Below are 3,395 nucleotides of genomic sequence, written 5' to 3' on the forward strand. Positions count from 1 at the left end.
AGGGCGGAATGTGCGGCGGGGTCCGATGATTCGGCGAGATCCAGTCCCACCCCTCATGGTGAGGAGCGCCTCCTGGCGCGTCTCGAACCATGAGGCCCCGCCCCCCAGACGGCGCTGCTGCGCCGTCGTCAGTGCCGCAGCACCGACACCAGCCAGAACGTCAGTGCGGACACGATTGCCGAGGCCGGAATCGTGAAGATCCAGGCGTAAACGATCGAGCCGGCGACGTTCCAGCGCACCGCCGAGGCACGCCGGGCGGCGCCGACGCCGACGATGGCGCCGGTGATGGTGTGGGTGGTCGACACCGGCACGCCCAGGAACGTCGCGAGGAACAGCGTGATGGCGCCGCCGGTCTCGGCGCAGAAGCCCTGCATCGGGTTCAGCTTGGTGATGCGCAGGCCCATGGTGCGGACGATGCGCCAGCCGCCCATCAGCGTGCCCAGGGCCATTGCCGCCTGGCAGGACAGCACGACCCAGAACGGCACCGTGAAGTGCTCGCCGAGATGGCCCTGCGAATAGAGCAGCACCGCGATGATGCCCATGGTCTTCTGCGCGTCATTGCCGCCATGGCCGAGCGAGTACAGCGAGGCGGAGGCGAATTGCAGGATGCGGAAGGCGCGGTCGACCGCGAACGGCGTCGAGCGCACCGAGGCCCAGGACACGATCGCGACCAGGACCATCGCCAGGATCAGGCCGACCAGCGGCGACAGCACGATCGCAAGCACCGTCTTCGACAGGCCGCTCCAGACCGTCGCGGAGATGCCGGCCTTGGCGAACCCCGCCCCGACCAGGCCGCCGATCAGTGCGTGCGAGCTCGATGAGGGAATGCCGGCCGCCCAGGTGACGAGGTTCCAGACGATGGCGCCGACAAGGGCGGCGAAGATCACCTGCGCATCGACGATCGCGGGGTCGATGATCCCGGTGCCGATGGTCTGGGCGACGTGCAGGCCGAACACGCCGAAAGCGATGAAATTGAAGAAAGCGGCCCAGAACACCGCATATTGCGGCCGCAGCACACGGGTCGAGACGATGGTCGCGATCGAGTTGGCGGCATCGTGCAGGCCGTTCAGGAAGTCGAAGGCGAGCGCGACGGCGATGAGGCCGACCAGGATCGGAAGGCCGAGTTGAGCGTCCACGGCGCGGCCCCTGCCTAGACCTGTTCGATCATGATCGAATTGATCTCGTTGGCGACGTCGTCGAAGCGGTCGGCCACCTTTTCGAGATGGTCGTAGATCTCCGCGCCGACGATGAAGTCCATGGTGTTGGCGTTGCGGTGCTTCAGGAACAGCTCCTTGAGGCCGATGTCGTGGAGGTCGTCGACGCGGCCCTCGAGCTTGGTCATCTCCTCGGTGATCGCGGTGATCATCGGGACGTTCTGGCCAATCGATTGCAGCAGCGGCAGCGCGCGCCCGATCAGGTTGGCGCAATCGACCAAAAGAGTGCCCATCTCGCGCATCGTCGGCTCGAACGCCTTGACCTCGAACAGCACGACCGCCTTAGCGGTCTGCTGCATCTGGTCGATGGCGTCGTCCATCGAGGTGATCAGGTTCTTGATGTCGCCGCGGTCGAACGGGGTGATGAAGGTGCGGCGGACGGCGGTCAGAACCTCGCGGGTGATGTTGTCGGCCTCGTTCTCGAACTGGCTGACGCGCTGGCAATGGGTCAGCACGTCGTCGCCGCCCTTGAGCATGTCCTGCAGCGCATGTGCGCCCTGGATCACCACCTTGTTGTGGCGGGCGAACAAATCGAAAAACCGCTCCTCCTTGGGGAGGACGGCGCGAAACCAGTTCAGCATGGGACGAGATCCATCCATTCCGGAACGGGCCAGGGCTGGCCTGTCACGGAAGTGTCATACTCCGGATCACGCCGCAGCAGAAGCGGCGGACGGGTCATCCACCGGTTTCTGCCTTTGTCGGCTATCTCCAGCTAAATCAACGGGTTAGAGCGACCGCTTGAACAGATGCGCGATTTCTCCGACCACACCGCGGCGGAAGGTGAGCACGCAGGCAACGAAGATGACACCCTGGATGACCGTCACCCACTGCCCGAAGCCGGCCAGGTATTGCTGCATGGCGATGATGACGAAGGCGCCCACGACAGGGCCGAAAATGGTCCCGAGGCCGCCGACCAGGGTCATCAGCACGATCTCGCCCGACATCGACCAGTGCACGTCGGTCAACGAGGCATTCTGCGCCACGAACACCTTCAGCGACCCGGCGAAGCCGGCGATGGTGCCCGACAGGATGAAGGCCAGCAGCTTGTACTGGTCGGTCTTGTAGCCGAGCGAGATCGCGCGCTGCTCGTTCTCCCGGATCGACTTCAGCACCTCGCCGAACGGCGAGTTGATGGTGCGGAAGATCAGCAGGAAGCCGGCGAGGAAGCCGACCAGCACGACGTAGTACAGGGTGACCGGCTTCGACAGATCGATGAAGCCGAACAGCTTGCCCTGCGGGATTCCCTGGATGCCGTCCTCGCCATGGGTGAAGGGCGTCTGCAGGTAGACGAAGTAGAGCAGCTGCGACAGCGCCAGGGTGATCATCGAAAAGTAGATGCCCTGGCGGCGGATCGAGATGTAGCCGGTGATGATCGACAGCACGAAGGCGCCGGCGACGCCGGTCAGGATGCCGAGTTCCGGCGGCAGCCCCCAGACCTTCAGCGCATGCGCGCTGCAATAGCCCGCGGTGCCCAGAAACATCGCGTGGCCGAACGACAACAGGCCGCCATAGCCGATCAGGAGGTTGAAGGCGCAGGCCAGAAGCGCGAAGCACAGCGCCTGCATGACGAAGAACGGGTACAGGCCGGTGAACGGCACGATGGCGAGCAGCGCCGCCATGATGACGAACACGATCATCTCGTCGCGCAGCGCGCGCGAGGTGATCGGCAGGGTCGCGTCGGTGATCGATGTCATGTCAGGCCGCCCGTCCGGTCAGACCCGTCGGCTTCACCAGGAGCACCAGGACCATCAGAACGAAGACCACGGTGTTGGAAGCCTCGGGATAGAAATATTTGGTCAGTCCCTCGACCACGCCGAGCGCGAAGCCGGTGATGATCGAGCCCATGATCGAGCCCATGCCGCCGATCACGACCACCGCGAAAACGACGATGATCAAATCGGCGCCCATCAGCGGCCGGACCTGGTTGATCGGCGCCGACAGCACGCCGGCGAGCGCGGCGAGGCCGACGCCGAGGCCGTAGGTGAGCGTGATCATGCGCGGCACGTTGATGCCGAAGGCGCGCACCAGGGTGGGATTTTCGGTGGCGGCGCGCAGATAGGCGCCGAGCCGGGTGCGCTCGATCAGGAACCAGGTGGCGAGACACACCACCAGCGAGAACACCACGACCCAGCCGCGATAGATGGGCAGGAACATGAAGCCGAGATTCATGCCGCCGCGCAG

At 64.9% G+C, this 3,395-nt stretch carries 4 protein-coding genes; all 4 read right to left on the minus strand.

Translation table 11 applies throughout. From position 1 onward, the window contains the following. Positions 1–128: 128 nt before the first annotated feature. Entirely contained in the window at positions 129–1,136 is a 1,008-nt protein-coding gene (locus BRAS3809_RS07420) for an inorganic phosphate transporter (protein ID WP_008961469.1), read from the minus strand. 14 nt (positions 1,137–1,150) lie between these two features. Further along, positions 1,151–1,795 carry a DUF47 domain-containing protein gene (locus tag BRAS3809_RS07425; RefSeq protein ID WP_008961470.1) on the minus strand — a complete coding sequence of 215 codons (645 nt, stop codon included), beginning with the start codon at positions 1,793–1,795 and terminating at the stop codon, positions 1,151–1,153. A gap of 144 nt (positions 1,796–1,939) precedes the next feature. Continuing rightward, entirely contained in the window at positions 1,940–2,908 is a 969-nt protein-coding gene (locus BRAS3809_RS07430; protein WP_008961471.1) for a branched-chain amino acid ABC transporter permease, read from the minus strand. Between the two features lies 1 nt (position 2,909). Beyond that, on the minus strand, positions 2,910–3,395 hold a 486-nt coding region (locus BRAS3809_RS07435; RefSeq protein ID WP_035655658.1), incomplete at its 5' end, for a branched-chain amino acid ABC transporter permease.

The organism is Bradyrhizobium sp. STM 3809 (genome assembly GCF_000239795.1).
Taxonomy (GTDB): domain Bacteria; phylum Pseudomonadota; class Alphaproteobacteria; order Rhizobiales; family Xanthobacteraceae; genus Bradyrhizobium.

What these genes read in the sequence shown, in the direction of transcription:
- BRAS3809_RS07425 (WP_008961470.1), bottom strand. Translation starts at nt 1,795, where the DNA reads ATGCTGAACTGGTTTCGCGCCGTCCTCCCCAAGGAGGAGCGGTTTTTC.
- BRAS3809_RS07430 (WP_008961471.1), bottom strand. Translation starts at nt 2,908, where the DNA reads ATGACATCGATCACCGACGCGACCCTGCCGATCACCTCGCGCGCGCTG.